The organism is Streptomyces sp. NPDC059169 (assembly GCF_042755225.1).
Taxonomy (GTDB): domain Bacteria; phylum Actinomycetota; class Actinomycetes; order Streptomycetales; family Streptomycetaceae; genus Streptomyces.
The window spans coordinates 171558-178083 of the sequence record NZ_JBHZCF010000012.1; the positions used below are offsets into that span (position 1 = coordinate 171558).

Sequence of the window (6526 nt, forward strand, 5' to 3'; positions counted from 1 at the left end):
CCCTCGCTCTTTTCTCCGCGACAATTGCGATCCGTTCTTTTTCCTCTCTTCCCTCCCCCCTGTCTTTTTGCCTCCCTCCCTCACTTCCCCCCCCACCCCACGATCGGGCACCCCGGGACACCCGGGAGTCGGGCGCGATCAGTGCTCGCGCGGCGCGGGAACGTGGTGCTCCACTTCAGGGTGCACCGTGAGCAGTTGACGCATGGCCGATTCGGCGCCCGACGCGTCCCCCGCGGCGAGAGCGTCGACGATCCGGGCGTGGTGCCCCAGGGACGCCTCGGAGGGGCGGTCACACCCGGCGGCCGGACCGCCGGAAACCTGGAGCGCGGCCGCGACGATGCCGGACAGGTGCTCCAGCATGCGGTTGCCGGCGACCTGGAGGAGCAGGGAGTGGAACTCGGCGTCGGCACGCGTGAAGGTGATGCCGTCACCTTGCGTGAGCGCATGGCTCATGATCTCCACCATGTCACCGAGGCGCTGCTGCACGTCCTCCCTCCCGTGCCCGGCCGCGAGACGCGCCGCGAGCGGCTCGATCGTCCAGCGGAGCTCGATCAGCTCGCGACGCTGGTCGTCGCGCTGCGGACCGAACGCGCGCCACTCGATGATGTCGGGGTCGAGCAGGTTCCAGTCACTGACGGGGCGAACCCGGGTCCCGACGTTCGGGCGGGCACTGACCAGCCCCTTGGCCTCGAGGACGCGCAGCGACTCCCGGACGACGGTGCGGGAGACCTCGAAGCGCTGCCCGATCTCCTCGGGCACGAGCGGGCGATCGGCGCCCAGATCACCGGAGACGATCATCTGCCCCAGCTGCTGGACGAGTTGACCGTGCAGTCCTCGGCCGCGACTACCAGCGGCTCGACGATTGACGCGGCCCAACTCGGTTTCCGTCCCGTCCCAGGCGGGCGGGGCGGTCCGGTCGGCACCTGGCGCGTCCGGGTAGGGGTATCGGTCGAGTTCGCCCGGGCCGGCGAGGCCGGACTCGGCGGGGCGGGCGGCGGTCATCATGGTCTGCGCAAGGGTACTCACGCATCATTTGTCGGCCCGCCTCCCGCAGCCCTTGAGGTCTTTGGTGAAAAGCACACGAAAGGGTGATCGGCGCCCACCTCGCAATTGACGCCTTATCGGAAGGAATCGGTCATTCTTAAGGAGTTGCGACCAGTAGACGGCGCTTCGGCCTGAAACGCTCACGAACTAGCATCACACCGAGAGCACACATCCATAAATGGTCGAATTCGGGCAGGTTGCACTAACTGCGCTGCCGCATCTGCGAATTGACCGCTCATCGATCGGCCCGAGAGCGCGATGCTCCCTCGTCGCGGCGCTGGTGGCGGCGCGCGACCCGACTGGGCCTCGCCCTCGCACCGCGGCGTAGAACCCTGCCATCCGGGCTGGCGGCACCCCCGACACTCACAGCCCGGAGGAACGTCGGCGAGGGACCGAGCGCCGGACAGGACCCCGCACCGGAGCAGGCGATGAGACAGGAAGTGGAACAGTGCAGGAACGGGGCAGCGACAAAAGGAAGAGAAGCCGTGGGCAGAAGTATCACCGGCGCGCGGCACAGGCCAACACGGCACGGAGCATCTGATGCCCAGGGCGCGGCGGGACGTCAGCCGCGGCACGCCACCCGGCACCCGGCACCCGGCACCCGGCACCCGGCACCCGGCACCCGGCACCCGGCACCCGGCACAGCCAACCGGGCGCGGCAGTAGTCCAGTTGACCGGGGCAGCCGACGGTGTGGCCTCCGACCGCCGTCGCTCAGACCTCGGGGCGGAGCATGGGCGGGTTGAGCAGGGTCGCGCCCCCGGCCCGGAACAGTTGCGCCGGTCGACCGCCCTGGCGGGTTGTCGTCCCACCCACCGGCACGAGGAAACCGGGGGTTCCGGTCACCTTGCGGTGGAAGTTCCGAGGGTCGAGGGCGACGCCCCACACCGCCTCGTACACCCGCCGCAGTTCCCCGACCGTGAACTCGGGCGGGCAGAAGGCCGTGGCAAGCGAGGAGTATTCGATCTTGGACCGGGCCCGTTCCACACCGTCGGCGAGGATCTTCCCGTGATCGAACGCGAGCTGGGTGGATGGTTCGTCTTCCCCGCCTGCTGTCTCCTGGTTCATCAAGGTCTCGACCGGAGCCCAGCGAGCGCTGTTGGCATCGCCCCCGGCACGGGGTGAGGGGAGATCGGGGGAGAGCGCGAGGTGCGCCACGCTCACAACCCGCATACGCGGATCCCGCTTCGGGTCACCGTAGGTCGCGAGCTGTTCCAGATGGGCTCCGTGGTCGGGCAAGGGGGAGGTCGGGTCGTGCACACAAAGCCCCGTCTCCTCGATGAGCTCACGCGCTGCTGCTGCCGCAAGATCCTCGTCGACCCTGACGAAACCCCCGGGCAGCGCCCACCGGCCCTGGAACGGCGGCTCGCCGCGACGCACGACCAAGGCGCACAACGCATGGCGTCGCACAGTGAGCACGACCAGGTCGACGGTGACAGCGAAGGGCGGAAAGGCCGACGGGTCGTAGGGCGACATGCCGTGATCATAGTCGTCTTACTGACGATAAACACTCCCCTTCGTGATCGGAACACAGGACTTCTTGACGCGGGGGATGCGCGAGCCGCCGCGGCACCTACCTTCCACCGGCGCCAACGGCATCACTGTCACCCCGCCGGGAGGTGCAGTCGTCGCCCCCGAGCACAGCGATGTGGGCGACGGTCACCCCTCACCCGTGCTGCTCCCGTCGGCACGCCGGTCCGCGCGCGCCACGCCTCGGGAGTCCACGTCGCGTGGGGTGTTCCGACCCGGGTGGGGGTCCGGACCCGAGCCTGCCGGCCCGGCGGCAGCACCGGTCTTCCCGCCGCCCCTTTTCACCTTGCCCTCGGCGAGTGCGCTGCGCGGCCGCCTCCGGGGACGGGCACGTCGCCCCCCGGGACGGGGCGGACGATCCCGGGACGCTCCTCCAAGGGGCTTCGCAGCCGCATCGCGTGATCTCCTGGGCTTGCGCAGGCAATGACGCAACTCCGCGGGATCCATTCCGTCGTTGCAGGCCTGGTGGAGCAGTCGTGCGAAGACGTACTCCGGGTCGGCGCGCAGGGCAAGGCTGAGGGCGACCCTCGCCCCCGGTTCGTCACCGGACGACCAGGCGACCCAGCCGGCCAGGGAGAGCGGGGCTGCCGCATGTTCTCCGTACGGGCCGACGCAGCGGCGGGCCAGGGCCCGCCACAGCCGAAGCGCCCGATCGGCCTCCGGACCCTCCATCCAGGATGCAGCGCGGTCCCGGGTCTCACGGTCCTGGAGCCCGAGGATGACCTGCGCCGCCTCATCGGCAGAAATGAGCTTGTCGTCCCGGTCGTCCGCATCCGCCCAAGCCCGGCCCAGCGTCGCCCGCTCCCCCAGCCTCTGCATCAGGCGGCGTGCCAGCCGGAGCGTCTCCTCTCCCACCGCGCCCCTGCTCTGCCCATCGAGGATCCGTGGTACGAGAGCAGCTGCCGCGGTGTCCAGTGCTCGCTGCTGGTCGGCTGCGACGGGCGTTCTCAACGGCGCCAGGCGGGCCTCCATCTCGCGCAGTGATCCCCGGATCTGGATGCCCACGTAGGCGGCCGCGGCCGCCATCACCGATGTGCCCGGCATCGCCATCGCCGTCCCATCCGCCGGACAGCAGCGTGCGTCCGGGCAGCAGTACGACCAGAAGCGGCCCCCCGAGATACAGAGAGCTTCGTGAACCGGGACATCGAGCGACCCGCACGACGTCCGCAGCCATTGTGCGAGGGGTCTCAACCGCTCCATCACCGCGCGACCAGTCTCCCCTTCTGCGGGGTCCTGGCACAGGAAGACGACGATGCCGTCCGGTCGGGCTCCCCGGCGCTCGCTGCCTTCGATGAGACACTCGGCCAGGTGCTGGGACACGGGCAGCCACTCCACGGACGATTCCGGAATGCCCAGCCTGAGGCGGCCGCCGAAACGGCCACGGGCGCCGTGGACCGCGACGAGGACGATCGAGTCGGTCGGGTGGAAACCCAGCATGTACGGCAGGGCGTCGGCCAGTTCGGCGGGTCCGCGCAACGTGACCTGCTGTTGCTCGCTGCCCGTCGGTCGGGTGGGGTCGTGGTGCTTGCTCATGGCACGACGTTCCCGTGGACCGCCCCGACTGCGCGACCCCTGTGGATAACGTTATCCACAGGCCCACGCCCTCGATGGCGCGATGTCCGTGCCATCGGGTTGCATGGGGGCATGACCAACGCAGACCGCGCAGAGCTCAGGGCATCGGCCGACTCCGTACTCGCACGCCTCGTCGGAGACACCACCGGCACCGCCAGGCTGCGCGAGGACCAGTGGCGCGCCATCGAGGCGCTCGTCGCCGACAAGCGCAGAGCGCTGGTCGTGCAGCGGACCGGCTGGGGCAAGTCCGCGGTGTACTTCGTCGCGACGTCCTTGCTGCGTGCCCGCGGCAGCGGTCCGACGGTGATCGTGTCCCCCCTGCTCGCACTCATGCGCAACCAGGTGGACGCGGCGGCCCGGGCGGGGATCCGGGCCAGGACGATCAACTCGTCCAACACGGAGGATTGGGAGGCGGTCAGGACGGAGGTCGCAGCCGGAGAGGTCGACGTCCTGCTGGTCAGTCCGGAGCGCCTCAACAATCCGGAGTTCCGCGATCACGTGCTGCCCGAGCTCGCTGCCGCCACCGGCCTCCTCGTCGTGGACGAAGCTCACTGCATCTCCGACTGGGGCCATGACTTCCGGCCCGACTATCGCCGGTTGCGCACCATGCTGGCCGACCTGCCCCGGGGGGTTCCGGTGCTTGCCACGACCGCCACGGCCAATGCCCGCGTGACCGCCGATGTGGCCGAACAGTTGGGGACGGGCGGAGGGACGGACGCGCTGGTCCTCCGCGGACCGCTCGACCGGGAAAGCCTCAGCCTCGGTGTGCTTCAGCTCCCGGACGCAGCGCACCGCCTGGCCTGGCTCGCCGGGCACCTCGGTGAACTTCCGGGCTCGGGGATCATCTACACCCTGACGGTCGCCGCGGCCGAGGAGGTGGCGACCTATCTGCGGCACTGCGGCCACGCCGTGGCCTCGTACACCGGGAAGACGGAGAACGCCGACCGCCAACAGGCCGAGGAGGACCTCCTCGGCAACCGGGTCAAGGCCCTCGTCGCCACGTCCGCACTCGGTATGGGCTTCGACAAGCCCGATCTCGGATTCGTGGTGCATCTCGGTTCTCCCTCCTCCCCCATCGCCTACTACCAGCAGGTGGGGAGGGCCGGCCGAGGCGTCGACCACGCCGAAGTGCTGCTGCTGCCCGGCAAGGAGGACGAAGCCGTCTGGGCCTACTTCGCCTCGGTAGCCTTCCCACCTGAGGAGCTGGTGCGCCGCACCCTCCGGGTCCTGGACGACGCCGACCGCCCGCTGTCGCTCCCCGCGCTGGAGCCTCTCGTGGACCTGCGCCGCTCCCGTCTCGAAACGATGCTCAAGGTGCTCGACGTGGACGGCGCCGTACGCCGGGTGAAGGGCGGCTGGACCTCGACCGGACAGCCTTGGACGTACGACGCCGAGCGGTACGCCTGGGTGGCCAAGCAGCGGGAAACCGAGCAGCAGGCGATGCGCGACTACGCAAGGACCGCGGCGTGCCGGATGGAGTTCCTGCAACGCCAGTTGGACGACGAGGACGCCGCGCCGTGTGGGCGCTGCGACAACTGCAAGGGCCCGCGCTTCAGTGCCGAGGTCGCCCCTGCCACGCTCGACGCCGCACGCGGGGAGCTCGGCCGCGCCGGCACCGAGGTGGAACCACGCAGAATGTGGCCCACCGGCCTCCCCGCGATCGGCGTCCAGCTGAAGGGCCGTATCCCGCCCAGCGAGCAAGCCCTGCCCGGTCGGGCACTCGGAAGACTGTCCGACATCGGGTGGGGCAACCGCCTCCGCCCCCTCCTCTCGCCCCAGGCTCCGGACGTCCCGGTCCCCGATGACGTGATGGACGCGGTGGTGGGAGTGCTGGCCGACTGGGCCAAGGGGCCCGGGGGTTGGGCCTCCGGCGAACCGGAAGCCCCACCGAGGCCCGTCGGCGTGGTCACCATGGCGTCACGCCACAAGCCAGAACTGATCCAGTCACTCGGGGAGCGGATCGCGGAGATCGGGCGCATGCCGTTGCTCGGATCCGTTGCCTATGCCCCCGGCGCGGACGGCACACCGGTTTCACGGACCAACAGCGCTCAGCGTCTGCGCGCCCTCAGTGGAGCGTTCGTCCTGCCTCAGCCGGTGTCCGATGCCCTGCAAGCGGCAAGCGGTCCGGTACTCCTCGTCGACGACACCACCGAATCCGGCTGGACGCTCGCGGTGGGGGCGAGGTTGCTGCGCCGAGCCGGCGCAGCAGGAGTGCTGCCCCTCGTGCTCGCCATCCAAGGATGACCTGCACACGCGGCCAGGAGCGGCGCGGTGCACCGGTCGCCCCATCCCGAACGAGCGCGGCTGGTTCGGTGCCGAACCAGACACGCCATTTGCGGACACGTTCCCCCCCCCCGTATCTCTGAAGGGGCGCGGGGAGGA

Annotated in this window: 4 protein-coding genes; 1 reads left to right on the plus strand and 3 read right to left on the minus strand. The window is 70.2% G+C overall.

What is annotated here, in order from left to right:
• Positions 1-138: 138 nt before the first annotated feature.
• The 3 genes from ACFXOM_RS22790 to ACFXOM_RS22800 form a co-directional block, all read right to left on the minus strand.
• Positions 139-1005 carry a FadR/GntR family transcriptional regulator gene (locus ACFXOM_RS22790; RefSeq protein ID WP_384938466.1) on the minus strand — a complete coding sequence of 289 codons (867 nt, stop codon included), beginning with the start codon at positions 1003-1005 and terminating at the stop codon, positions 139-141.
• Between the two features lie 751 nt (positions 1006-1756).
• A complete protein-coding gene (locus ACFXOM_RS22795) occupies positions 1757-2518 on the minus strand; it encodes an NUDIX domain-containing protein (RefSeq protein WP_384938372.1) in 762 nt (253 codons plus the stop codon).
• A 183-nt stretch (positions 2519-2701) separates the two neighbouring features.
• On the minus strand, positions 2702-4105 hold the full coding sequence (locus ACFXOM_RS22800; RefSeq protein WP_385039004.1) for a DUF4192 domain-containing protein: 1404 nt from the start codon (positions 4103-4105) through the stop codon (positions 2702-2704).
• A gap of 111 nt (positions 4106-4216) precedes the next feature.
• Between ACFXOM_RS22800 and ACFXOM_RS22805 the strand changes: the two genes are divergently transcribed.
• A complete protein-coding gene (locus ACFXOM_RS22805) occupies positions 4217-6388 on the plus strand; it encodes a RecQ family ATP-dependent DNA helicase (protein ID WP_385039005.1) in 2172 nt (723 codons plus the stop codon).
• Positions 6389-6526: the final 138 nt, after the last annotated feature.

Excerpts from the sequence above, each read along its gene's own strand:
- ACFXOM_RS22790 (WP_384938466.1), bottom strand. The coding sequence starts at position 1,005 with ATGATGACCGCCGCCCGCCCCGCCGAGTCCGGCCTCGCCGGCCCGGGC.
- ACFXOM_RS22795 (WP_384938372.1), bottom strand. The coding sequence starts at position 2,518 with ATGTCGCCCTACGACCCGTCGGCCTTTCCGCCCTTCGCTGTCACCGTC.
- ACFXOM_RS22800 (WP_385039004.1), bottom strand. The coding sequence starts at position 4,105 with ATGAGCAAGCACCACGACCCCACCCGACCGACGGGCAGCGAGCAACAG.
- ACFXOM_RS22805 (WP_385039005.1), top strand. The coding sequence starts at position 4,217 with ATGACCAACGCAGACCGCGCAGAGCTCAGGGCATCGGCCGACTCCGTA.